At 71.0% G+C, this 21,779-nt stretch carries 23 protein-coding genes and 3 pseudogenes; 13 read left to right on the forward strand and 13 right to left on the reverse strand.

Annotated elements, in window-relative coordinates:
• Positions 1-62: 62 nt before the first annotated feature.
• The 3 genes from BTZ20_RS04575 (at position 63) to BTZ20_RS04585 (ending at position 2,097) form a co-directional block, all read left to right on the forward strand.
• Entirely contained in the window at positions 63-719 is a 657-nt protein-coding gene (locus BTZ20_RS04575) for a TetR/AcrR family transcriptional regulator (protein WP_223263631.1), read from the forward strand.
• Positions 720-1,337: 618 nt separating this feature from the next.
• Positions 1,338-1,697, forward strand: a complete 360-nt coding sequence (locus BTZ20_RS04580; RefSeq protein WP_077040549.1) for a CorA family divalent cation transporter — start codon at positions 1,338-1,340, stop codon at positions 1,695-1,697.
• Positions 1,698-1,728: 31 nt separating this feature from the next.
• Positions 1,729-2,097, forward strand: a complete 369-nt coding sequence (locus tag BTZ20_RS04585) for a hypothetical protein (protein ID WP_077040550.1) — start codon at positions 1,729-1,731, stop codon at positions 2,095-2,097.
• A gap of 102 nt (positions 2,098-2,199) precedes the next feature.
• On the opposite strand, the gene BTZ20_RS04590 is transcribed toward BTZ20_RS04585, so the two are convergent.
• The 3 genes from BTZ20_RS04590 to BTZ20_RS04600 are packed head-to-tail and all read right to left on the reverse strand — an operon-like array spanning position 2,200 to position 4,900.
• Positions 2,200-3,504 (reverse strand): DUF3488 domain-containing protein, encoded by a 1,305-nt coding sequence (locus BTZ20_RS04590; protein WP_077040551.1) that lies wholly within the window; start codon positions 3,502-3,504, stop codon positions 2,200-2,202.
• On the reverse strand, positions 3,501-4,556 hold the full coding sequence (locus tag BTZ20_RS04595) for a hypothetical protein (protein WP_077040552.1): 1,056 nt from the start codon (positions 4,554-4,556) through the stop codon (positions 3,501-3,503). The genes BTZ20_RS04590 and BTZ20_RS04595 overlap by 4 nt, the downstream gene beginning before the upstream one ends.
• Entirely contained in the window at positions 4,553-4,900 is a 348-nt protein-coding gene (locus tag BTZ20_RS04600) for a hypothetical protein (protein ID WP_077040553.1), read from the reverse strand. Before BTZ20_RS04600 ends, BTZ20_RS04595 begins: the two co-directional genes overlap by 4 nt.
• A 102-nt stretch (positions 4,901-5,002) precedes the next feature.
• Between BTZ20_RS04600 and BTZ20_RS04605 the strand changes: the two are divergent.
• A pseudogene (locus BTZ20_RS04605) lies at positions 5,003-5,754 on the forward strand (isocitrate lyase/phosphoenolpyruvate mutase family protein).
• A gap of 91 nt (positions 5,755-5,845) precedes the next feature.
• Here BTZ20_RS04605 and BTZ20_RS04610 read toward each other — a convergent pair.
• From BTZ20_RS04610 to BTZ20_RS04645, 8 genes and pseudogenes are all read right to left on the reverse strand, one after another.
• Positions 5,846-6,217, reverse strand: a complete 372-nt coding sequence (locus BTZ20_RS04610) for a DUF1801 domain-containing protein (protein ID WP_077040554.1) — start codon at positions 6,215-6,217, stop codon at positions 5,846-5,848.
• 84 nt (positions 6,218-6,301) lie between these two features.
• Positions 6,302-7,339 carry a DUF3089 domain-containing protein gene (locus tag BTZ20_RS04615; RefSeq protein ID WP_077040555.1) on the reverse strand — a complete coding sequence of 346 codons (1,038 nt, stop codon included), beginning with the start codon at positions 7,337-7,339 and terminating at the stop codon, positions 6,302-6,304.
• A gap of 40 nt (positions 7,340-7,379) precedes the next feature.
• Positions 7,380-9,583 (reverse strand): annotated as a pseudogene (locus tag BTZ20_RS04620) (AAA family ATPase).
• Positions 9,584-9,749: 166 nt separating this feature from the next.
• A pseudogene (locus tag BTZ20_RS04625) lies at positions 9,750-10,561 on the reverse strand (CDP-alcohol phosphatidyltransferase family protein).
• A 59-nt stretch (positions 10,562-10,620) separates the two neighbouring features.
• Positions 10,621-11,334 carry a phosphatidylserine decarboxylase gene (locus BTZ20_RS04630; protein ID WP_077040556.1) on the reverse strand — a complete coding sequence of 238 codons (714 nt, stop codon included), beginning with the start codon at positions 11,332-11,334 and terminating at the stop codon, positions 10,621-10,623.
• A 155-nt stretch (positions 11,335-11,489) separates the two neighbouring features.
• On the reverse strand, positions 11,490-11,951 hold the full coding sequence (locus BTZ20_RS04635) for a hypothetical protein (RefSeq protein WP_189636592.1): 462 nt from the start codon (positions 11,949-11,951) through the stop codon (positions 11,490-11,492).
• A 58-nt stretch (positions 11,952-12,009) separates the two neighbouring features.
• Positions 12,010-12,636: a response regulator gene (locus BTZ20_RS04640; protein ID WP_077040557.1), complete on the reverse strand. Its 627-nt coding sequence runs from the start codon at positions 12,634-12,636 to the stop codon at positions 12,010-12,012.
• Positions 12,633-13,823, reverse strand: a complete 1,191-nt coding sequence (locus BTZ20_RS04645) for a sensor histidine kinase (protein WP_077040558.1) — start codon at positions 13,821-13,823, stop codon at positions 12,633-12,635. The genes BTZ20_RS04640 and BTZ20_RS04645 overlap by 4 nt, the downstream gene beginning before the upstream one ends.
• A gap of 162 nt (positions 13,824-13,985) precedes the next feature.
• On the opposite strand from BTZ20_RS04645, the gene BTZ20_RS04650 reads away from it, so the two are divergent.
• Together BTZ20_RS04650 and BTZ20_RS04655 are read left to right on the forward strand one after the other, a co-directional pair.
• The gene (locus BTZ20_RS04650; RefSeq protein ID WP_077040559.1) at positions 13,986-14,576 is read left to right on the forward strand and encodes a GlcG/HbpS family heme-binding protein; all 591 of its coding nucleotides are present in this window, start codon (positions 13,986-13,988) and stop codon (positions 14,574-14,576) included.
• Positions 14,577-14,590: 14 nt separating this feature from the next.
• Complete coding sequence (locus BTZ20_RS04655) at positions 14,591-15,343, forward strand: ankyrin repeat domain-containing protein (RefSeq protein WP_077043482.1); 753 nt, start codon at positions 14,591-14,593, stop codon at positions 15,341-15,343.
• Between the two features lie 3 nt (positions 15,344-15,346).
• Here BTZ20_RS04655 and BTZ20_RS04660 read toward each other — a convergent pair whose 3' ends face one another.
• Together BTZ20_RS04660 and BTZ20_RS04665 are read right to left on the reverse strand one after the other, a co-directional pair.
• Positions 15,347-15,814: an SRPBCC family protein gene (locus BTZ20_RS04660; protein WP_077040560.1), complete on the reverse strand. Its 468-nt coding sequence runs from the start codon at positions 15,812-15,814 to the stop codon at positions 15,347-15,349.
• Positions 15,815-15,914: 100 nt separating this feature from the next.
• Positions 15,915-17,081, reverse strand: a complete 1,167-nt coding sequence (locus BTZ20_RS04665) for a PQQ-dependent sugar dehydrogenase (protein ID WP_077040561.1) — start codon at positions 17,079-17,081, stop codon at positions 15,915-15,917.
• Between the two features lie 204 nt (positions 17,082-17,285).
• On the opposite strand from BTZ20_RS04665, the gene BTZ20_RS27100 reads away from it, so the two are divergent.
• The 7 genes from BTZ20_RS27100 to BTZ20_RS04695 all read left to right on the forward strand — a co-directional run bounded on the left by BTZ20_RS27100 (position 17,286) and on the right by BTZ20_RS04695 (position 21,587).
• Positions 17,286-17,444, forward strand: a complete 159-nt coding sequence (locus BTZ20_RS27100) for a hypothetical protein (RefSeq protein WP_189636711.1) — start codon at positions 17,286-17,288, stop codon at positions 17,442-17,444.
• A 118-nt stretch (positions 17,445-17,562) separates the two neighbouring features.
• The gene (locus tag BTZ20_RS04670) at positions 17,563-17,913 is read left to right on the forward strand and encodes a GntR family transcriptional regulator (RefSeq protein WP_077040562.1); all 351 of its coding nucleotides are present in this window, start codon (positions 17,563-17,565) and stop codon (positions 17,911-17,913) included.
• Positions 17,910-18,911, forward strand: a complete 1,002-nt coding sequence (locus BTZ20_RS04675) for a DUF1648 domain-containing protein (protein ID WP_077040563.1) — start codon at positions 17,910-17,912, stop codon at positions 18,909-18,911. The genes BTZ20_RS04670 and BTZ20_RS04675 overlap by 4 nt, the downstream gene beginning before the upstream one ends.
• Positions 18,912-18,967: 56 nt before the next feature.
• A complete protein-coding gene (locus BTZ20_RS26585) occupies positions 18,968-19,315 on the forward strand; it encodes a UBP-type zinc finger domain-containing protein (RefSeq protein ID WP_077040564.1) in 348 nt (115 codons plus the stop codon).
• Positions 19,316-19,367: 52 nt separating this feature from the next.
• On the forward strand, positions 19,368-20,144 hold the full coding sequence (locus tag BTZ20_RS04685; protein ID WP_077040565.1) for a methyltransferase domain-containing protein: 777 nt from the start codon (positions 19,368-19,370) through the stop codon (positions 20,142-20,144).
• Between the two features lie 3 nt (positions 20,145-20,147).
• Positions 20,148-20,924 carry an HAD-IIA family hydrolase gene (locus tag BTZ20_RS04690; RefSeq protein WP_077040566.1) on the forward strand — a complete coding sequence of 259 codons (777 nt, stop codon included), beginning with the start codon at positions 20,148-20,150 and terminating at the stop codon, positions 20,922-20,924.
• Positions 20,925-21,086: 162 nt separating this feature from the next.
• Complete coding sequence (locus BTZ20_RS04695) at positions 21,087-21,587, forward strand: DUF6764 family protein (protein WP_077043483.1); 501 nt, start codon at positions 21,087-21,089, stop codon at positions 21,585-21,587.
• Positions 21,588-21,779: the final 192 nt, after the last annotated feature.

Consider the following 21,779-nt stretch of genomic DNA (forward strand, 5'->3'; position numbering starts at 1 on the left):
TAGTTTTCCGGCTACGACAAATCCCCTGATGGCAGATTTCGGGAATGGCAGAATCGACGATTGTGAGTACCGCCCCAGCAGCACGACCATTGCGCGCCGACGCCGAACGCAATCGACGCAAGATCCTCGACGCCGCGATGGAACTGTTCGCGAGCCGCGGCATCGACATCACCCTCGACGACGTCGCGCGGCACGCCAAGGTCGGTGTCGGCACCGTCTATCGGCGCTTCACCTGCAAGCAGGAATTGGTCGACGGCGTCTTCGAGCAGAGCATGGACCAGATCGCCGAGGCGGCCGAGTCGGCGCTGCGGCGCGAGGACCCCTGGGCCGCGCTGGTCGACTTCATCGGGCTCACCAGCGAATGGATGTCGTTGAGCAGGGGCCTCGGCGATGTCTTCTTCACCAACGATGAGGGCCGCGAGCAGGTCGCGTGCGCGCGGCAGCGGATCACACCGGCGATCCAGCAGCTCGTCGACCGGGCGAAGGAAGCGGGGACGCTGCGCCCCGAGATCCAGGTCAACGACCTGTTTGCGGTCAGCTGCATGCTCGACGCGGTCATCGACTTCAACCGGCCGGTCTCGCCCGAGACCTGGCGCCGCTACCTCTCGCTGGTACTCGACGGCATGCGCGCCGAAGGGGCCACGCGCGACCCGCTGCCGCTGGCGCCGCTGACCGACGAGCAGGTCGAGATGGCCAAGACCGCCCGCGCCCGCGGCTGAGCGGGCAGGCCGGGCCGTCGATTGCCGCGCCCAGCACCCACGGCTCGTTTGTCGAGGGGGCCCGCTGCGGCTCCGAGGGCGGCTGAGCTGTGATGATCGTGAATCGGACATGCTGTGCGAGATGCTGATTTTGGCATTGCTTTGCTCACCGTTTAACATATCTGCGGCGCGTGCCGAGCCCGTGCCCGAACTTGCGGGAGGTGGTAGGCGTGCCTGGTCTCAGATCTGAGGCGCATACGTCACCGGTTCCGTTACCGATCCCGCTCGACGCCCGGTAGCAACGCCGCGGTGCCGCGTGACGGCACCGTCGGACGCCCCGCGGCGTGGCGACTCGCGTGTACAGGCCCATCCTCCGGACCTTGTGCATTCGCCGATCGGTTGCGCGGTGCACGCGCCTCCCTAGCTTTTTCTAGACCACGCTCCTCGCGACACCGCCACGCGGTCGTGCCTGGGCTTTTGCTCACCCTCGACCGCCGGGCCGTGCGGCCTTGACGCGTGCCGTACCGCCTGACTTCAGCGAACACGTTCCCATCGAGGCATGGACCGGGGGATGCCCGCGCGCTGATCCTGCCGCGCACCGCATTGCCCTTCGGCATGCCGCGAAAAGAAGGATTACCTATGAGCAGCACGATGCCGACCAACGACTACGCGCAGCCGACTGCCGACCCGATGGCGCCGAGCGCCAAGAACGTGGAGCTGCTGCGCGACATCACCACTGAGTTGCGCGGACTGAACACGGAGATGGAGGAAATCTGCGATATCACTCAGGACCAGCTGAAGGTCACCGAGCAGACCCGCCGGGTGACCGCGTGGACCGCGGTCGCAGTGGTGCCCGGTGCGCTCGGGTCGCTGTACGGCTCGAACTTCGAGCACATGCCCGAGCTCAAGTTCTATTACGGCTGGCCGATCTTCCTCTGCGTTCTGGCGACCAGCGCGCTGGCCACCTACTTCGGGATGCGCCGCAAGGGCTGGCTGTGAGCCGGTTGTCGAGCACGGAAGGAGGAAACGCATGACCACGCAACACATCCCAGCCAATCTGCGCGGGCTGAGCGCCCGCGACCTGGAACAGCACAGCGCCGAGGAACTGCGCGCCTTTCTCGCGGGTGTCCGCGACTATCGGGTGGGGCTCTCGCGGCTGCACCGTAAATCGGTGGACCTGGTCATGGAGACAAGGCGCCAGCGGGTGGTCTCCGGGTGGCTCGCGGTGGGCCTCGTGCCCATCTCGTTCGGCGGGATCTACGCCGCGAACTTCAGCGACTTCGGCGGAATGCCGGAAACCAGGTGGCTGTACGGATGGCCCGTCTTCGTCGGCGTGCTCGCGATCATCTGCGCCACCCTGTACCTCGTGATGCGGCGCAGGGGCTGGATGAAGGTCTGAGGGAAGGCCGGTTCGCGGGGGCCCGTCGCCGCGATCGCCCGAACATGGCCTCGCGGTGGCGAGTGCGCAGCATGCTCCCCGCTGATGGCGGGGAGCATGCTGCTAGGGCGAGGGTGACGGGTCCCGCTGCCGGAGCCGGTGGACGGCCTCGGCGCAACCGAGAATCACCAGCGTCATCGCGAGGCTGAGGGCGAAGGGGTCGGGCGGCATCGGCTCGAATATCCCACGCGGAAGATCGTCGAACACGGACAGCGTGTCCCAGTGCCAATTGCCCTCGCCCTGCCCGGCGATGGTCAGCGCGCTCGGGACGAACAGGACGGACAGGCCGACCGGGATCGACGCCGCACACCGGGGCACGGCCGAGGCGAGCGCATAGCCGGCGATCGGCGCCAGCGCGAGGTACCGGATCCCCTCGACCGCCCAGGCGTCGTTTAGTCCGGCCAGCCCGGCCGCGGCGTTGACCGCGAGCAATACGAGCCCGAGAGTCGGTTTCGCCCAGCGACTTCCGACGGCGGCGCCCGCGACGAGCAGCGTCAGGAGGATTGCGATCCAGATCGGGTCGGGGCCGGTCGCCACCAGGAGGGGTGCGGACGCGGCAAGCACCGCGGTGGCGGTCAGCAGGAACACCCCGTCACGGCCGTCGAGCAGAAACGCGGCGATGACGATCGCCACCAGCAGCAGCGCGAGCATCGGAGCCGCGACGGACCAGTCGTTGCGGTGCTCGGCGAGGACGGCGTTGCTCGCCACACCGGTGACGACGACGATCGCGACGGCGTAGAGCGGACGCCGCGACGAGCCCGCAGGCTCTGTCGCGGAACCCCTCGCGAGCACGGCGCCCGCCACGCAGCACCCGAGCGCGGGCAGCAACAGCCACCACGGTGGATCGGTGAACATGGCTGCCTCGCTGATGGGGAGGCTGTAGGCCGTCCAGCCGAATGAACTGGACTCCACCGTCGGGTGCGCGGCTGGGTAGGCGAGCATGAATGCCGCGAACGCGCCCGCGGCGAGCGCGACAGCCGTGTACCTGTCGGCTGCCACCGTGGCCGCGCCGCCCATCGCCAGCCCCGCACCGATTCCGGCCAGATAGATCAGCGCTATCCCCGACTCCAGGTGATGTACATGGACATTCACGAGGGCGCCGAGGCCAAGCACCGTGAGTCCGGAGACCGCAACCAGATAGGCGCCTGCTCGGGAGCCGCGGCGTGCCATGGCCCCCGCGACCGCGACCGCGAGCACCACGCCCAGGGTGGCGGCCAGCGGCCGACTGGTCAGAACCAGTCGGAGCTGGCTCTCGCTCCCGGCGATGCCGGACTGCTCGGCCACCGGTGCGATCAGGGCCCAACCGGCGGTCGTGGCGACGAGAAAGGCCGCGGCGGAATCGAGGACGGTGACCCAGCGCCTGTTCACGCGGGATCCGGCTCGGGGGTGGCCGTCGGACGGGCCAGAGTGCGGATGCCGACCGCGCAGGCCAACACCGCGATCAGCAGGGCGATACCCGCGACCCGGTCGTCGTAGGCCGGGATGTCGACGAAACCAGCGCCGGTGAATGTCGGATCGGGCCGGACCGCCAGTGTCGGCCCGAGCGCCCCGGTCATCGGATTGCTGGTGAGGGGCGCATACCCACCATAAAACGAACCGCCATACCCGACCACGCCAGTGAAGACGGTGGCGGCCGAGTGAAAGACCATGGACACGAACGGAATCCCCAGCCCGACCGCGGCGAAGGCCGCGGTGCCGGGCAGCGACGACCCGAACGCCAGCCCCGCACCCACGCCGAGCACGGCCAGCCGCACCAGCAGCATCGGGCCGTCCTGGCCGAGATCGGGCCAGATCGCGCCGACCATCGGGATCGCGGCGACCACGAACAGGCCTCCGATCGTCGACCGCCACGTCATCGACACCCGCAGGCCGACCGCGACCGCGACCGCGCCGACGAGCACCGCCTGCCAGTGCTCGATGCCGGGGAACGGTCCTCCGAGATCCACCAGCACCGGCATCGAGGCCGCCGCGACGCCCGTTGTGGCCAACAGGAATCGGCCGCCTGCGACCTCGATCGTCTGCGCGGCGAACCAGGTGAGCACCAGGACCAGCACCATGGAGAGCCCGATGACGATCCACGAGCTGACCCGAGACGTGTAGTCCTGCCGGTCGATCCAATACAGCAGGGCGCGGTTGGCCAGCGCGATCGACGCCGCGGCCGTGACCGCGAGGCGCAGTTCGCGCCCGGTAGCGCGCTGGATCCTGGTGGAGCCGTCGGCAAGTGCCGCGGCAGCCGCGGCCAGCACCAGCGTCGGTCCGAGCAGCCACCAGGACGGTTCGCCGATCGTCGAGGTGGTCTGCGCAGGGAACACCAGCTCGAAGGCGCGGGCGGTGAGGAATGTGGCGAGCACGCCGAGGGTCAGCGCGAGCTGCCCGGCCCGCCGTCCCCACACCGTCGCCACCGCCGCGCCGAGGATCACGCCCCGGCCACAGTCTTGAGGTAGTGCAGGGCGATCAGCGCGTCGATGCCGCCGACGCCGGGGACCGCCAGGCGCGCGCCGATCAGAAGGACCGTCGCAATTGCGATCGCGATCCAGGCGATCCGACGGGATCCCTTGCGCTGCAGCAGGGCGTACGCGAGCACCGCGATGACGGCTCCCACCGCGACCCCGGTCGGCTGGCTGGAGACCCAGCGGCTCAGCTCGCGATCGGACGTGTAGACCGCCCAGCCGCCGCCCGGTGGATTGGTCAGCACGAACGCGGCCAGCACCCCGCCGAACAGGGCGGTCAGGGCCGAAAGGACTTCGCGGGGTTCGACGGGCATTTTTCGACGCTAACCGACCGCGCCCCGCCGCGGCGGCAACCGGGCGATCGTGGTCCCCGCATGCCAGGATCGTGACGACCGACTACGACGCGAGGAGCGCGCATGACTTCGATCAACGACAAGGCGACCACCCTGCTGCAGCTGCATCAGCCCGGCAATCCCGTGATCCTGCCTACGGTGTGGGACGCCTGGTCGGCAAACCTGGCCGCGGAGGGCGGGTTTGCGGCGCTGACGGTGGGCAGTCACCCGGTGGCGGACTCGATCGGCAAGCCCGACAACGAGGGCATGAGCTTCGAGGAGTTGCTGACCCGCGTCGCGCAGATCACCGCCGCCGTCGACGTTCCGGTCTCGGTCGACATCGAGTCCGGGTACGGGCAGACCCCGAACGATTGATCGCCGGGCTGATCGAGGTGGGCGCCGTCGGGCTCAACATCGAGGACACCGTGCACAGCGAGGGCGGCAGGCTGCGCGAGGCGCAGGAGCACGCGGACTTCGTCGGTGGTCTGCGCCGGGCCGCGGACGCTGCCGGGGTGCACATCGTCGTGAACGCCAGGACCGACCTGTTCATCAAGCAGGTCGGCGACGAGTCCGATCGCGTCGAGCGCGCGATCGCGCGGCTGAAGCTGGCCGCGGAGGCGGGCGCCGACTCGCTGTACCCGGTCGGGTTCCACAGCGACGAGGTGTACCAGCGGCTGACCTCGGAACTGCCGTTGCCGGTCAACGCGATCGCCGATCCGGTGCGCGGCGAGAAGGCCAGCTACGCCTCGCTCGGGGTCGGCCGGGTCAGCTTCGGCCCGCTGCTGCAGGCCGCGCTGGCGGTGCGTGCCAACCAGCTCCTCGCCCGCTGGATCTAGCTCGCGTCTCCTCGGCGGGGTAGTCCCGTCAACGACACCGGGCGTCGGACAGGTACGCGAGCAACCGTCCGACGCCCGGGTGTTCGCCGGCCTAGGCCGTGTTCAGTGCCACGGCCTCGTGAATGAGCGCGATGAACGCCTTGTCGTCGATCGTGTCGCCCTCATGGATGTCGATGGCCCGCCTGGTGTTGCCGTCGAGGCCGGTGTTGAACAGGCCCGACGGGTCGTCCAGTGAGGCTCCCTTGGTGAAGGTCACCTTGACGATCTTCTTGTATGTCTCACCGGTGCAGATCATTCCGGCGTGGTACCAGACCGGAACCCCTCGCCACTTCCATTCCTCGACAACATCCGGGTCGGCCTTCTTGATGAGAGTTCGGATGTGAGCGAGCATCTCGCCCCGCCAGTCACCGAGCTCCTCGATCCTCGCATCTATCAGCTGAGACGGATTCTCCATGGGTGCCATTCGCTCTCTTCATGGTTGGTGTCGCTCGCCGGTCATTCGAGTATCCATGCGGACCACCGTGAGCGCATCGCGACGCGCAGCGCGTCAGCGCGTGTAGACGGCGCTCTGGGCGCCGACGAGGTCGACCAGGTCCCGCTGCGCGATGTTCACGTCGAGCAGGTGCAGACCCCAGTTCTCCGTCGGGAGTGCGGGCAGCAGGGCGGCGCCCCGGCCCTCGACCATCAGCACGTGCGGTCCGTCGCCGTCGGTGCACCGGGCGCTGTAGGCATCCACCGGGCGCCCGGCGACCACGCCCCGGATCGGGGCATCGGCGTTGTCGTGCAGCGAGGCCGGATTGGTGCACAGCACCTCGTATTCGGGGCCGACCGGCAGATTCGCACGGGTGCCCGACGTCCCGGTGTTGCGCGGCGAGAGTCCGTAGCGGGTGTCGGGCGGCGGTGTCCGCGAGAACGCCGAATACGCGATGACGCACCCGGTCTGGCCGGGCTCGGTGCAGGCGGGCACCGAGTCGAAGTCGCCGCCGGCGGTCGCGCCCTTGCGGACGAGCACATCACCGCCGAGCAGCAGTGCCGAGACCAGCTGTGACTGGACGGGTTTCCCGTCGATGCGGTTGTGGATCAGCATCCGCAGCATTCGGGTGCCCTGCGAGTGACCCATCAGCACCACCCCGCGGCCGTTGTTGTGATGAGCCAGGTAGTCGTCCCACGCGCGCTCCACGTCGTCGTACGCGACATCGAGCGCGGCGCTGCGCTCCTGAGCCGTCCCTGTGAACAGCGCGCGCAGGGTGACCTGCCGGTACACCGGAGCCCACACGTTGCACTTCTCACCGAACGGCTCCGCCTGCATGCGGGCGACCGTGCGCAGCTCGGGTGAGGCGTCGAGGTTCGCGTTCACGGACTGTTGCAGCGACGCGGTGGGATACACGTAGAAGCAGTCGATCGGCGCGCCGGATCGTCCGCCGCACGGGTCGTCGGTCTGGCCGGGCCTGCACAGCCAGGTGGTCGCCGACTCCTGCGGCGGTGCGGCCGAGGCGTGCGGAGTCGCCAGTGCGACGGCTCCGACGAGCACGAGCAGTGTGGTGCAGGCGCGGGCGAGCGGGCGGAACGGGCGGCGGCTCGGCATGCTCACGGATGCTAGTCCCGTGGCCACCCGGCCGGTAGCCTCAACGATTCTCGGCGTACGCCGCGAGGTGTGCCACCTGCTCGGGGTCCAGGGAGGGCCGGACCGCCTTCCTCGCCGCGGCGACGTCTGCCGCGGTCACGTCCGCCGCGTCCACGCTGCGACGCATGGCGGCCAGCGCCGCCTCCCGCAGCAGCGCCGCGCAGTCCGCCGCCGAATACCCGTCGAGATCCTCGGCCAGCGCATCGAGGTCGACGTCCGCCTCGAGCGGGATCGACTTCCCTGCGGTCTTCAGAATCTGCTTGCGCGCCTCGGCGTCCGGCGGCGGCACGAACACCAGCCGCTCGATCCGGCCGGGGCGCAGCAGCGCCGGGTCGATCAGGTCCGGCCGGTTGGTCGCGGCGAGCACCACCACGTCGCGCAGCGGTTCGACACCGTCGAGTTCGGTGAGCAGCGAGGCCACCACCCGGTCGGTGACACCGGAGTCGGAGCTCTGTCCGCGGCGCGGGGCAAGCGCGTCCACCTCGTCGAGGAAGATCAGCGAGGGGGCCGAGTCGCGGGCGCGCTGGAACAGCTCACGCACCGCCTTCTCCGACGCTCCCACCCACTTGTCCATCAGCTCGGCGCCCTTGACCGCGTGCACGCTGAGCTGGCCGGAGCTGGCGAGGGCGCGGACCACGAAGGTCTTGCCGCACCCGGGCGGGCCGTACAGCAGCACCCCGCGCGGCGGGTCCACCCCGAGGCGGGCAAAGGAGTCCGGGTGCTGCAGCGGCCACAACACCGCCTCGGTGAGGGCCTGCTTGGTCTCGACCATGTCCCCGACGTCGTCGAGGGTGACGCTGCCGATCGCCAACTCCTCGGTGCCCGACCGCGACAGCGGGCGGATCACGTCGAGGGCGCCGACCAGGTCCTCCTGCATCAGGTTCGGGTCCTCCCCGCTGCTGCTGGCCCGCGCCGCGGCCCGCAGTGCCGCCTCCCGGACCAGGGCGGCGAGGTCGGAGGCGACGAAACCCGGTGCCCGCGCGGCGATCTCATCGAGCTTGAGGTCGGTGGTGGGGACCTTGCGCAGCATCAGCTCGAGCAGCGCCCTGCGCAGCCTGCCGTCGGGCAGCGCCACGGTGAGTTCGCGGTCGCACAGGTCTTGGCCGCGGACCCGGTCGTCGAGCGAATCGGGATGTGCGGTGGTCGCGACGAACGCGCAGCCCGGGGTGTCCACCGCGCGCCGCAGTTCGTCGAGGATGAGCGTGGAGACCGGTTCCGGCTCGGCGGGCAGCAGCGCGTCGATGTCGGTGATGAGCAGCACCCCGCGCTCGTGCGGCTCCCCGGCCGCGGCGCCGGTGAGGCGGGCAACCGCGTCCGACACCCGCTGCAGTCGGGTGGCCGAATCGAGTGCGCCGATACCGGGGCCGTCCAGCGCGACCACGGTGCGCTCGGCGAGTACCGCCCGCGCCAGCGTCGCCTTGCCCACCCCGCCGGGCCCGGTGATGAGCACGCCGAGATGTGGTGACGCCCCGAGCGTGTGCAGCAACTCCGGCTCGTCCAGTGCCAGCTTCAGCCACTCGCTGAGCTTGGCGGCCTGGGCGTCGACGCCGACCAGGTCGGCCACAGGAACGGGTGCGGGCGCCGGGACCGGGGCCGGTGCGGCGGGCCTCTCGACGGACGGCGCCGCGCCAGCACCGGGTACGGAGCCGTCGCTGCCCCAGCTGACCGCCGAATTGGGTTGCACGCTCACCGGTCCCGTGGGGTCGACGGATGTCACGGTGAGCAATTCCGAGGTCCAGGCGACACCGAAGGTCCGCGCCAGCGATTGCGTCGCGCCCGCGGTGCTGGTGCCGGGGCCGAGGTCGCGGGGAGCAGCGAGACCGTGTCGCCGACGGTGAGCACCTTGCCGAGCAGGGCCTGCCGGAGCGTGGTGTCGGGGATCGACGCCGTCGCGAGAGCCGATCCGTTGACGGTGACGGACCTGGCGCCGTACACCGTCACGGGTGAGAGCACCACGCGCGCATTCTCTTTGAGCCCGGCGTTGGAGAGGGTGACGTCGTCGAGCAGCGCGGTGCCGGTCGGAGTGGTGGCGGGCGCCAGCGCGACCACGGCGGCGGTGCGCCTGGCGCCGATCACGGCGATGCCGTCCCACTCGCGCAGCCCCAGCGCGGCCAGCGCCTCGGGGTGCAGTCGCACCACGCCGCGGCGGGCGTCGGAGGCGGAGGTGTTCAACCGGGCGGTGAGCGCGAGTTCCGGAGAGTTCACGTGGACCAGCCTAGTGCGCAGCCCAGGTCTGCCGGACTCCGCGCAGGTACCGACCGGTTCGCACCGGAAATGACGAGATCGCACAGCGGTTGGGTGTGCAACGGCTGTGCGATCTGGCGAAAAAGGGTGCGTCGTCGGCGTCGGTCACGCCGACGACGCGGCCGGGCTACCGGGGGCGGCGCAGTCCGAGGCGCGCGGCCGAGACCCGGCCGCGGTCGCCCGTTGGTGCCCGCCGGATCGCCCGTCGCTCGGCCGGTTTGACGTCCCACACCTCGGGGCGCGCGGCGACCCAGCGCTTGGAGCGGACCGCGAACGGGATGTGTACGAGGTACGCGAAGACCAGCACGATCATCAGGACGAACGGGTAGGTGACCAGGGCGGCCGCGACCAGCGCGACGACCACCAGCAGTGCCGCGGCCATCCGCTTCGGCACGGCGAAGGTCTTCATCGCGAGGGTGGGCACCCGGCTGACGATCAGCGCGGCGGACAGGATGGTCCAGACTGCGACCACGTAGAAGGACGACCACCAGCCCTCGCCCCACTGCACGAAGGCGGCGAGGGGGTCAGCGCGATCAGCGCACCCGCCGGGGCGGGCACGCCGACGAAGAACTCGCTCGCGTAGGCGGGTGCGGAGTCGTCGTCGAGCAGGGTGTTGAAGCGGGCCAGCCGCAGCACGATGCTCACCGCGTAGACGAGCGCGATGATCCAGCCTGCGCTGCCGCCGTCGAGCAGCGTCACGTACAGCACCAGGGCCGGGGCGACGCCGAACGAGATGGCGTCGGACAGCGAGTCGAGCTCGGCGCCGATCTTGCTGGTGGCGTCGAGCAGTCGGGCGATCCGGCCGTCCAACGAGTCCAGCACCGCGGCCGCACCGATCATCGCGAGGGCGATGCCGAGCTTGCCGTCGAGAGCGAACTTGACCGCCGACAGGCCGCCGCACAGCGCCAGGATCGTGATGGTGCTCGGCAGCAGGAACAGGCCGGACGCGGCCGTCCTCCTTGCCGTCACCGCCGCGGCGACGGTGCGCTTCGGCGTGTTCACGGGAGCTGGGCGAGGACGGTTTCGGCGCCGATGGCGCGCTGGCCCCGCTCCACCATCAAGGTGGTGCCCTGAGGGAAGTAGGTGTCCACCCGGGACCCGAACCGGATCAGGCCGTAGGTGTCGCCGATAGGGAGCCGGTCGCCGACCTTGGCGTCGCACACGATGCGGCGGGCCAGCAGTCCGGCGATCTGCACGACGGCGATCTCGTGACCGGCCTCGGTGCGCAGCAGCATCGAGTTGCGCTCGTTGGCGTCACTGGCCTCGGCGAGGTCGGCGGAGAGGAACTTGCCCGGCTTGTGGACCACGGCGAGCACCTCGCCCGCGACGGGGCTGCGCTGCACGTGCACGTCCAGCACGGACAGGAAGATGCTCACCCGGGGGACCGGGACATCGCCCATGTTCAGTTCGGCAGGCGGGACGGCGGTGTCGACGAGGGCGACCTCGCCGTCGGCGGGGGAGACCACGACGTTCGCGCGATTCGGCGGCACCCGGTGCGGGTGGCGGAAGAACGCTGCGCTTGCGCCCGCGGCCGCGAGACCCGCGCGGCGGACCCATTTGCGGTTGCGTCCGAGCAGCGCGACCGTCAGCGGCGCCACGACGAACGGGATCCCGGCCGGATGCAGCGGCGGAACCGTGTTGCGGACCAGTTCCGCGACGTGCGCGATACCGGTGGTTTGCGGGGTGCCAATCGGGATGGGGCGGCGGGCCACGGGCTCCTCTTACTGTTTCGTCTTGCTGTCCGGCGAGAACGTGCACCCGGGCGGCTGCGAGGCCGGGCTCGGGCACCCACAGGCTAGCCGAGACGGGCCAGGAAGGGGGACCCGGCCGCCGCTGAGCTGGGTGAACGGGTCCGCCGCCGGTTGTCTCACCCGGCCTGCGAGAGCCGTTCCCGCAGCCGGGCGATGCCGCCGCGGACGGTCGCGCCGTAGCCGTCGTCCGACAGCGTGGAGACGCACGCCTCCGCGCGTTCGAGGTGCGCCCGTGCCCGGTCGTCCTCGCCCAGCTTGGCGTAGTCGGCGGCGAGGTTCAGGTGCAGCGATGGATAGAAGCCCGCCACCTGCAGCGACGAGTGGTGTCGCTGGGCGCGCTCGTCGGTGAGGGAGTCCGCCGCCTCGAGCGCGCGCAGGTCCCAGTCGAGCTCGTCCGCCGGCTTGTCCTGCACGTCGGCCATGTAGTGGGCGATCGTGACGACGTGCAGCGGGTCCCCGTCGGGTCCGGTCCGTTCCCACAACGTCGCGAACGCCGCTCGGGCGCCGGCCCGATCACCGCCGTTCGCCAGTTCCTGCGCGGCCATGATGCCGGTCATGATCGGGTCCGCTTCGCTCATCGTCTGCCTTCCGTCGGGTGGGAGCACGACCGTAGGCCGGGCCACCGACAGCGGGCCGTCAGCGAATCCCGTCCCGGCGCAACGCGACCGAGACCGCCGCCGCCCTTGTGTCCACCCCGAGCTTGGCGTAGATGTGCGCGAGGTGCGTCTTGACGGTGGCCTCGCTGATGAACAGCCGCTTGCCGAGTTCCTTGTTGGTCAGGCCCTCGGCGAGCAGGGTGAGCAGTTCGGCCTCGCGTGCGGTGAGCGCCTCGTCGGGGCGTCGCATCTGTTGCAGCAACCGCGATGCCACCGGAGGCGACAGCACGCTCTGGCCGGCGACCGCCCCACGGATGGCGGCGAAGATCTCCTGCGGCGCCGAGTCCTTGAGGAGGTAGCCGATGGCGCCGGCGTCGATGGCCCTGACCACGTCGGCGTCGGTGTCGTAGGTGGTGAACACCAACACGGGCAGCGTGGGGCAGGCGGTGCGGATCCGGCGGATCGCCTCGACACCGTCGATGCCTGTGCCGAGCGCGAGATCCATCATCACCAGCCGCGGGGCGAGCTCCACGGCCATGTCCACGGCCTGCTCGCCGGAATCGGCCTCGCCGATCACCTCGATGTCGGGCTGCGAGTCCAGCAGGGCCCGCAGCCCCGCCCGCACCACCAGGTGGTCGTCGACCAGCATCACGGTCGTCGCGGTCATCGCTCGCCTCCGTACGGGATCTGGGCGGCGACGACGGTGCCCTCGCCGGGGGCGCTCTCGACGGTGAGCGTGCCGCCGAGCGCCTGCACCCGCTGCCGCATCGCGCGGAGGCCGAACCCGCCGGTCGGGGAATGGTCGCCGACGGCGTCGGCCGCGAAGCCGCGGCCGTCGTCGAACACATCGAGGGCGACGGCGCCGGGCAGGTAGGTCAGGGTCACCCCCAGAGTCTGCGCGTCCGCGTGCCTGGACACGTTCGACACCGCGCTCTGGGTGATCCGCAGCAGCGCGTGGCCGACCTCGGCAGGCAGCGCGGCAGGCACCCCGACCACCCGCAGCTGCGCCGCAGGGAAGTGCCCGCGCGCGGCACTGAGCAGCGCCGCGTCCAGGCTCTGCGTCTCGAGATTGGGGGAGGCGAGGTAGTGCACCAGGTTCCTGGTCTCGGCGAGGTTCTCGCGCAGCGACGCGGTCGCGGTCCGTACCTCCTCCCGCGCGGGTGAGTGCGGCTGGTCCCAGGCCAGGTCCGCGGCCTCGAGGTGCAGCAGGCTGCTGGTCAGGCCCTGGGTGACGGTGTCGTGGATTTCGCGGGCGAGCCGCTCGCGCTCGGACAGCACGCCCGCCGCGCGCTCGGTCTCGGCGAGCCGCGTCTTCGCTTCGGCCACCTGCTCGAGCAGCCGGACGCGTTCCCGGTTGTCCCGTTCGACCTGGCCGTACGCGATCACCACGAGCGCGCCGATGCAGATCGGACCGATCAGCACGGCCCACTCGGTGCGGCCGTTGAAGTTGAAGAAGGCGACGCTGGTCAGCACGGCCAGCGCCGCGACGATCGGGTACGCCAGCCTCCGGGGGAAGGCGCGGGTGCAGAGGAAGAACATCGGGAAGGCGCACCACGCGAAGCTCGGGGCCAGCCACACCAGCGCTGCCCAGGTGGTCAGCACCGGCCACACCCAGGGCTGCCAGGCGCCCGCCCGGCGGGACAGGACCACGGTCACCGTGTAGAGCGCGGCCAGCGCGACGATGAGGGCGGCGACGACGACGAACCGGCCGCTGACGCCGTGATAGGTCAGGTATCGGGCGGTCGAGGTCGCCAGGAGCACGTAGAACGAGACGTGGATCGCGACATCGATCGGTCCGCGGAAGTCCCGGTCGGCCGGGACCCGGTCGTCGTGGGCGCTGACAGGGCTGGACATCGGGTCGATCCTACGGAGCGGGCAGCGCCGCCGGATCGGCCATTCGGATGATCTGTTCGCCCCGGATGGCCGATCGGGAGACAGACGTCGGCCCGATGCGGGTGGGTGGGCCCGGCGGCGAGGCTGGAACCCATCAGCCCGACTACCGAAAGGCCCACCACGATGAACCTCTCCCGCCGACTGCCCAAGGCCCTCGCCGTCACTGTCCCGCTGGCGGCGGTCCTCGCCACCGCGGCCTGCGGCAGCGGGATCGACGAGAAGGCGGCGTCGGCCGCTCCTGTCACCACCGCGGCGGTCGCGGCGCCTGCCGAAGGCGACCAGGCCGCGAAGGGCACGGCGACCGCGAACCGGTTGACCGTCGGCACCGCAGGCGCGGCCGCGCAGGCCGCACTCGCGAAGTGCCAGGCCGACGGGCTCGGTTTCGTCACCGTGGCTGTGGTGGACCGCAACGGCAACGTGCAGGCGATGCTGCGCGGCGACAACGCCGCCCAGCACACCGTCGAGGCGGCCCGCCAGAAGGGCTACACGGCAGCGGCTTTCGGTGCCAACACCAGCGATCTGGCCGGTCGCGCCAAGGGTGACGGCGCCACCGTCGCGGACATCGACGGCACCCTGTTCCTGCCCGGCGGCGTCTCCGTGAAGGCGGGCAACGCGTCCATCGCGGGCATCGGCGTTGGCGGGGCCCCGGACGGCATGGCCGATCAGGCCTGCGCCGCGGCCGGTCTCGAGGCCATCGCCGGATCGCTGCGGTAGCGGTGTACGCCCACATGAGGCGCGCGTCGGCCGTCGTCGTCCTCGCCGCGGCGGTGGCCGCATGTGCCGCCTGCGCCGGCCAGGACCCGGCGGTCGGCGCCACGCCTGCCACCACTCGGGTCCCCGCGTCGGAACCCGCGCCCGCTCCGTCGCCCGAGATCAGGCCCGCCTCGACCCCGGAGCTGGAGCGGTCGCTGTTCGCGGCCGTCCGGGCGGATGACGCCGACGCGGTCCGCGCGGCGATCGAGGGCGGCGCTGCGTTGGAGGCGCGCGGGGACGGCGGCCGGACCCCGCTGGTGGCCGCGGCGAAGTCGAACTCGGTGAACGCGGCCCGGGTGCTCGTGGCGGCGGGCGCCGATGTGAACGCGAAGGACGACATGGAGGACTCGGCATTCCTGTACGCCGGGGCCGAGGGGTACGACGAGATCCTGGCGTTGACGCTGGCGCACGGCGCGGACGTGGCCGCCACCAACCGGTTCGGCGGCACCGCGCTGATCCCGGCGGCCGAGCACGGACACGTCTCGACGGTGCGGGTGCTGATCGGGGCGGGCGTGCCGGTGAATCACGTCAACGAACCCGGCTGGACCGCGCTCCAGGAGGCGGTCGTCTACGGCGACGGATCGGCCCGCTACGTCGACGTGATCGGGCAGCTGCTCGCGGCGGGCGCCGACCCCGCGATCGAGGACGCGGACGGCCGGACCGCCACGGAGAACGCGAAACGCCGCGACCAACGAACGGTCGCGGCGCTTCTCGGGGAAGAACGCTGACGGTCAGGCCCGCGAGGTGGCCGCCGCTTCCACGGTCGACTTGATCCGGGCGAGGGTGGTGTTCATGCCGGCCACCATGTCGATCTCGAAGTCGGCGGTGCCGCCCATCATCTTGTCGACGAGGAAGGACGAGATCTTGGTGGTGCCGGTCGGCGCCTCGCGACGCTCGGTGAGGCGGGTGCCGGAATCGGTGACCTCGAGCGCATAGGTCCAGATGGTGTGGTTCTCCACGACCCGCCAGGCGATCGCCTTGTTCGGCTCGAAGCGGACCACCTTCGAGGTGGTCGGCCAGACCAGCAGGCCCTTCTTGTTCAGGTTGAACGTCTTGGTGCCGTGGGAGACCTCGCCGAAGACGTGCATCCGACGGCATTGCGGGCTCCACTCGCCCATCCGCTTGAGGTCCGAGACCACGGCCCACACCGCGGCTGGGGGAGCGGCGATCTCGATGCTCGCTTCGAGGGTGTTCGTCACTGGGTTTCTCCGGTTCTACGAGGATTAGTGCTACGCATCGTTACGGATATCTTGCCGGATCGCGGCCGTTCGTCAAGGCCCGATCTCGGCGGGACCGTGGTCAGGGGCGTGGAGTCAGCCGGAGCACGACGTCGTCGCTGCCGTTGTCGGTGGTGACGAGCAATGTCCCGTCGGGCTGTCCGCTGACCGTGCGGATCCGGCCGTAGCGACCGTCGAGCAGGGCGGCCTGTCGCTCGACCCCGATGCCGTCCGGGGTGAGCCCCAGCAGCAGGACCTTCTCGCCCTGCTGCGTCCCGACCGCGAGCGCGCCCGACCAGTCGCCCCAGCCGGGGCCGAGGAGAAACGATCCGCTGGCCGTGGCGAGGGTGGGGGTTCCCGAGCTCCACACCGCCTCGCGGGCGCCGGGGACCCGGTCGGGGTCGGTCATCGGCACGGCCTCGATGTACCGGCCCGGTTCGAGGTCGGGTCTCCAACCGTAGTTGCCCGCGGGCACCAGCGCGTTCACCTCGTCGTCGCGGTGGGTTCCCTGCTCCACCGAGTACAACTGCCCGCTGCCGGGGCGGAAGCTGAGCCCCTGCACGTTGCGGTGGCCGAGGGTGTAGACGGGGCTGGCCGGATCGGGGTTCCCGGCCGCGGGGGATCCGTCGGTGTCGATGTGCAGCACCTTGCCTCCCAGTGAGTGCGGGTCCTGCGGGGTCGTGGGAATGGTGGCGTCGCCGGTGCCGACGAACAGGGTGCCGTCGGGTGCGGGGAGGATCCGGCAGCCCGCGTGCCGCCCGCCCGCGCTGGGCAGGCCGGCGAGCACCACGCCCGTCCTGGTCAGTGCTGTCCACTCCGGATCCACCGTCCAGGACAGCAGTCGGACGTCGGTTTGCCCGTCGCCTCGATGTCCCTGGCAGGTGAACACCCGGCGGTTGCTCTCGAACCCGGGGTCGAGAGCGATGCCCATCAGTCCGGTCTCCCTGGAGACGTAGAGGTCGGACAGATCGGCGGTCGGCCTGGTGACCGAGCCGTCGGGCCGCAGCGCCACGAAGCCGCCGCCGCGCTGCCCGGTCAGGATGGTGCCGTCCGGCGCGACCGCGACATCCCACGGTTTGTTCAGTCCGGTCAGGAGCTCGGTCACCTCGACGGTGGGCGGGGCGGCCGCGACCACGCTGCTGGCGGTGGAGGTGGCCCCGTCGGAGGTCTCCTGGGAGGTTGTGTCGGTGGCGGTCGCGCAGCCGGCGACGAGCAGGGCGAGGGCCAGCGCGGCGTATCGATCGCGCACGGGCCACCTCCGGATCTTCCGGCGATAGGAGCTGCTTCCAGGGTATCGCCGCCTGCGAACCGCCCCATAGGTCGCGGCGGTTGTATTGCGCGGCAAATCGGTGCCCATCAGGGGTGGATTTCGCTGTAATGCCGGGGGGATGATTGACGATGAAATTGGTATCCACGCAGTATTTGAACCAGGCAGACACCGGAGTGATCCGTCGTGAAGATCCCAGTCGTTCTCCAGCATGTGCGGCATGAATCCGTCCCGATCCTCGAATCGGCCCGGATGAAGGGTCGTCCCAAGTCCTGGCCGGGTGAACAGCTGGAGCGATTGCTGACCGACGGCGAGATCGAGGACATCGAGCGCGGTCGGTTCTGACCCGCCGCGCCGACGGCGAGCGTGCAGTGTCCGTCGCCCCTTCCCGGTGAGCGCGCACGTAGGTGCTCTCCCGCATGTCCAAGTTGTTCTATTGGAACTAGAACAATAGAATCAAAGCGTGCTGATACGAATCGACCAGACCGCGGCGGAACCGCTCTACGAACAGGTCGCCTCGAGCGTGCGCAGGGCCATCGCCGTCGGCGAGGCGGCGCCGGGCGAGCGACTCCCGGTTGCCCGCGACCTGGCGGCCTCGCTCGATCTCAATGTCCACACCGTGCTGCGTGGCTACCAACTGCTGCGCGACGAGGGCCTGATCGAGCTGCGGCGTGGGCGCGGGGCGGTGGTCACGGCCGACGCGACCACCCGCGGCCGGCTTCAGGAGGCGCTCCGCGAACTGGTCGCGGAGGCTCGTCGGATCGGCATGGGCGCCACCGAACTCACCGCACTCGTCAACAAGGAGATGCAATGACCACTTCGAACTCATTCCCAAGGGTCGGCTGGCTCCGGGCCCTCGCCGCAACAGTGCTGCCGCCCGCGCTCACCGCTGTGGGCGCGGTCTCCCTGATCGGGGCGTGGTCCGCTGAGCTGCCGGACCCGGTGGCCGTGCACTTCGGCCCTGGCGGCACGGCGGACGGGTTCGGCTCGGCGGGCGCCGCGCGGTGGTCGCCGCTGCTCGGCCTCGCGTTCGCGCTCGGCCTGTGCCTGTTGCTGCTCCTGCTGACCCGGCGGGACCTGCGGTCGGCTCGGGTCGGTGCCGCGGTGGGGTCGGGCACCGGCGCATTCGTGGCGGCCCTCCCTGTCGCGCTGCTCGCCCCGCAGCGCGGCCTGGCGGACGCCGCCGAGGCCTCGTTGAGTGGCTGGTGGATCGCGGTGCCCGCCGCGGCGGGCCTGGTCGCGGCCGCGATCGGGTACGCGGCGTCGCCAACGCCTGGACCCGCCACCGCACACCGGCCGCCCCGCGAGGACGCGCCGCGCATCGCGCTGTCGGACGGCGAGAAGGTCGCCTGGTCCGGGTCGGCGGCGATGCCGCCCTGGTTGGCCGTCGTGGTCGGTGTGGTCCCCGTTGCGGTGGTGCTGGGGCTGGTCGCCTTCGGATCGAGCTCGATCGTCCTGGTGCTGGTGGTCGCCGCGGTCTCGGCCGCGCTGATGGCCCTGGTGCTCGCGCCGGTTCGGGTCACGGTCGACGCCACCGGGCTGTCGGCCCGGACCCCGATCACAGGCAGGCCGACCCGCATCCCGCTCGACGAGATCGCGGAGGCCGACGTCGCCGCGGTCGGGATCCTGAACAGGTTCGGTGGTTTCGGCTACCGGGTGGGCCCCGACGGCACAGGGCTCATCGTCCGGCCAGGGCCCGCGTTGCGTATCACGCGAGGTGACGGTTCGCGGTTCACCGTCACCGTCGACGGAGCCGAGCAGGCCGCGGCGGTCCTCAACGCGCTCGCCGCCAAGGGGCGCGCGCGTCGCTGACTTCGCGGCATACTCGACCCCAGGGACCGAACCGTCGCACGCACGGGAGGATCACGATGACCGAGATTGCCGGGATCGATCCGGACGTCGCACCGAGTGGGCCGGGCTGCGCCGACTGCGATGCGGGCGGGGGTTGGTGGGTGCACCTGCGCCGATGTGCCCAGTGCGGGCACGTCGGGTGCTGCGACACCTCGCCGGGGCAGCACGCGACCGCGCACGCGGCGGCGACCGGGCACCCGTTCATCCAGAGCTTCGAGCCGGGCGAGGACTGGTTCTGGAACTTCCAGACCGAGCAGATGTACGACGGACCCGAGCTGGCCCCGCCGCGGCACCACCCGGTCGACCAGCCGGTGCCGGGCCCGGCGGGCCGGGTGCCCGCGGACTGGCAGGACCACGTCCATTAGCGCCGGCGGACCCGATCCGGACCGAGGGCCCTGGCCGCCGTCAGCGGGTGCCGTGCAGTGGGATCCGGCGCAGTACTCGCTGTTCGGGGCCGAGCGACGCCGGCCGTTCTTCGATCTGGTCGGGCAGGTCGGGGCCGTCGGCCCGCGCCGGGTCGTCGACCTCGGCTGTGGGCCGGGCACGCTGACCGCGACGCTGGCCGAGCGGTGGCCGACCGCCGAGGTGCTCGGCATCGACTCCTCGCCGGAGATGATCGCCGAGGCCCTCGCCGGCCGCCACCACGGACGCGTCGAGTTCGCGCTTGGCGACGCGGAGGACTTTTCCGTCGCGGGGGTCGACGTGCTGGTGAGCAACGCGCTGCTGCAATGGGTGCCGTCGCACCGCGAGTTGCTCGCTGGGTGGACGGCCGAGCTCGAACCCGATGGCTGGCTCGCCTTCCAGGTGCCCGCGAACTTCGGCTCGCCCTCGCACCGGTTGATGCGCGAGGTCGCCGAGTCACCGCGGTGGCGCGACCGACTCGGTGGAGTGCTGCGACACGACGGTCCGGTGGCCGAACCGGCCGAGTACCTCGAACTGCTGCTGGGCGCCGGAATGCGGGTCGCGGCCTGGCGGACCGAGTACCAGCACCTGCTGCCGGGGCCCGATCCCGTGCTGGAGTGGGTGCGCGGCACCGGATTGCGGCCGGTCCTCGATCGGCTGTCCGCCGACGAGACGGCGGACTTCGAGGCGGAGTACGGGTCTCGCCTGCGGCAGGCGTATCCGCGCGGTCCGTTCGGCACCGTCTTCCCCTTCCTCCGGACCTTCGTGGTCGCGCAGAAGCCTGGGGCGTGAACCGTGCCCGCGGTCGAGGGCGTGCTGTTCGACATCGACGGGGTGCTGGTCACCTCCTGGCAGCCGATCGCGGGCGGGGCGGAAGCCCTCGCCGCGGTGCGTGAGCGCGGGATCGCGCGCGCCTTCCTCACCAACACCACCTCCAGGACACGGGCCGAGATCGCGGCGGCCCTGCGCGACTGCGGCATGGCGGTGGATGCGGACGAGATCGTCACTGCCGCCGCGCTCACCGCCGAGCACCTTCGCTCGACGCACCCGGGGGAGCGCTGCCTGCTGATCAACCACGGCGACATCGCCGGGGACATGACGGACATCGAGTTCGACGCCGACCGGCCGGAGGTGGTGGTCCTCGGCGGGGCCGGGCCCGAGTTCGACCACGCCGCGCTGAGTCGGGTGGTGGACCTGATGCTCGACGGGGTGCCGGTGGTCGCGATGCAGGGCGGACTGACCTGGGCCACCGCGGAGGGCATCCGCATCGACACCGGGGCCTACCTGCCGGGACTGGAGGCGGCGGGCAACGCGCGGATCACCGTGGTCGGCAAGCCCTCTCCGACCGGGTTCCTGGCCGCCGCCGGGCTGATGGGGAGCAGGCCCGAGCGGACGGTGATGATCGGCGACGATCTCCAGAACGACGTGCTGGCGGCCCAGCGCGCCGGATTCATCGGGGTGCTGGTGCGTACCGGCAAGTTCCGGCAGTCCGTCCTCGAGGCGGCCGAGGCCGCTCCCCGGCATGTGCTCGACTCGGTCGCGGACCTCCCCGGACTGCTTGCCGAGATGTGATCGAGGCGGCCGGGGCCGCGGCCGACGCCACCCGGCTCGAGCCCCGGGAAACCGGTGCCGAATCGAGATATGTCGATCCGGTCGTGGGCGGGCAAGTCTTCGGTACCGTCGCGTCGGTATCCGTTCGTTCTGCTTTCGAGGAGTTCCGTGTCGATTCAGCTCATGCCCCGCGTCCACGCCCTCATTCCTTCGATCACCCGCGCGGGCGCGAGTCTGGGGGTCGGCATCGCGATCGCGGGTGGCATGGCGGTCGCCGGCTCCGGCATCGCCTCCGCCGCGCAGGTCGGTTGCGTCTCGCCGCCCTCGGCGAACGACATCAGGGTCATCGGTGACGCGAGCTGCGGCGCCACCGCGACCGTCGGGAACGCCGGGGCGACCGCGATGGACAGCGGCACGGCGGTGAGCGTGGCCAACGGTGGATCCGCGAACAGCGTCGCGACCGGTTTCGGTGTCGCGCTCAGTTCCTCGCGCGACGCGGGCGCCGCGCATGCGTACGCCATCGGCGGCGGCATCTCGCACTCGAACGCCTCGAACGGCCACACCACCATCGCGGTGGCGGGCTGGGGCTCGGGAGCGACCGCGGAGGCGTCCGGCGTCAAGTGCGTCGGCCCGCTGTCCTTCGCCGTGAACCTGAACACCGGCGCCGTCTGCGCGCTGCGCTGACCGACCCGTCCCGACCTTGCACTCGCCACACCTGAGTGCTAAAAAGGCACTTGGCACTCGCGTCATGTGAGTGCCAGGTCGGGACGGTGAGATCGGGATCCCATCGACACCCCTGGTCGTCCGTCGCGGGCGCCGAGCCTGGCCGTAGGCGTAAATGCGTCATGAGGCGACCCGACGAGCGGTCGCCTGGTG

The organism is Rhodococcus sp. MTM3W5.2 (genome assembly GCF_001984015.1).
In the GTDB taxonomy this organism is placed as follows: Bacteria; Actinomycetota; Actinomycetes; order Mycobacteriales; family Mycobacteriaceae; genus Rhodococcus_G; species Rhodococcus_G oryzae.

Bases quoted from the DNA above. Each gene is read 5' to 3' on its own strand.
- BTZ20_RS04580 (WP_077040549.1), top strand. From the start codon at position 1,338: ATGAGCAGCACGATGCCGACCAACGACTACGCGCAGCCGACTGCCGAC.
- BTZ20_RS04585 (WP_077040550.1), top strand. From the start codon at position 1,729: ATGACCACGCAACACATCCCAGCCAATCTGCGCGGGCTGAGCGCCCGC.
- BTZ20_RS04600 (WP_077040553.1), bottom strand. From the start codon at position 4,900: ATGCCCGTCGAACCCCGCGAAGTCCTTTCGGCCCTGACCGCCCTGTTC.
- BTZ20_RS04610 (WP_077040554.1), bottom strand. From the start codon at position 6,217: ATGGCACCCATGGAGAATCCGTCTCAGCTGATAGATGCGAGGATCGAG.
- BTZ20_RS04615 (WP_077040555.1), bottom strand. From the start codon at position 7,339: ATGCCGAGCCGCCGCCCGTTCCGCCCGCTCGCCCGCGCCTGCACCACA.
- BTZ20_RS04635 (WP_189636592.1), bottom strand. From the start codon at position 11,951: ATGAGCGAAGCGGACCCGATCATGACCGGCATCATGGCCGCGCAGGAA.
- BTZ20_RS04640 (WP_077040557.1), bottom strand. From the start codon at position 12,636: ATGACCGCGACGACCGTGATGCTGGTCGACGACCACCTGGTGGTGCGG.
- BTZ20_RS04645 (WP_077040558.1), bottom strand. From the start codon at position 13,823: ATGTCCAGCCCTGTCAGCGCCCACGACGACCGGGTCCCGGCCGACCGG.
- BTZ20_RS04650 (WP_077040559.1), top strand. From the start codon at position 13,986: ATGAACCTCTCCCGCCGACTGCCCAAGGCCCTCGCCGTCACTGTCCCG.
- BTZ20_RS04655 (WP_077043482.1), top strand. From the start codon at position 14,591: ATGAGGCGCGCGTCGGCCGTCGTCGTCCTCGCCGCGGCGGTGGCCGCA.
- BTZ20_RS04675 (WP_077040563.1), top strand. From the start codon at position 17,910: ATGACCACTTCGAACTCATTCCCAAGGGTCGGCTGGCTCCGGGCCCTC.
- BTZ20_RS26585 (WP_077040564.1), top strand. From the start codon at position 18,968: ATGACCGAGATTGCCGGGATCGATCCGGACGTCGCACCGAGTGGGCCG.
- BTZ20_RS04695 (WP_077043483.1), top strand. From the start codon at position 21,087: ATGCCCCGCGTCCACGCCCTCATTCCTTCGATCACCCGCGCGGGCGCG.